1 pseudogene is annotated in these 331 nt (G+C 23.6%); it reads left to right on the top strand.

Features of this window, described 5'->3' with window-relative positions:
- Positions 1-304: pseudogene (locus BPMYX0001_RS26165) on the top strand (hemolysin BL lytic component L2); the annotation flags it as partial.
- Positions 305-331 lie beyond the last annotated feature (27 nt).

The following is a 331-nucleotide window of genomic DNA, read 5'->3' as shown; positions in this document are numbered from 1 at the left end:
ACATTTAGCTGATTTAGAGACACAAAACCAAAAATTTTATGATTTAACAAAGAACCTAACAGTAGCAGATTTACAAAAATCAATGCTTCTTATTATGCAAAATGATTTACATACATTTGCTAATCAAGTAGATGTAGAACTTAACTTACTAAAACGCTATAAAGAAGATTTGAATTTAATCAAAAATAATATTACAAAATTATCTACTAATGTTGATACAACTGACCAGCAGTCTCAAAAAGATACATTAAGACAATTAAAAAATGTAACAAGTTATCTTGAAGAACAAGCTAATAAGTTTTAATATTATGAATTTAATGAAAAAATATAA

The sequence above is a fragment of the Bacillus pseudomycoides DSM 12442 genome, assembly GCF_000161455.1.
Classification (GTDB): Bacteria; Bacillota; Bacilli; order Bacillales; family Bacillaceae_G; genus Bacillus_A; species Bacillus_A pseudomycoides.
This window is presented reverse-complemented; position numbering and strand designations above follow the sequence as displayed.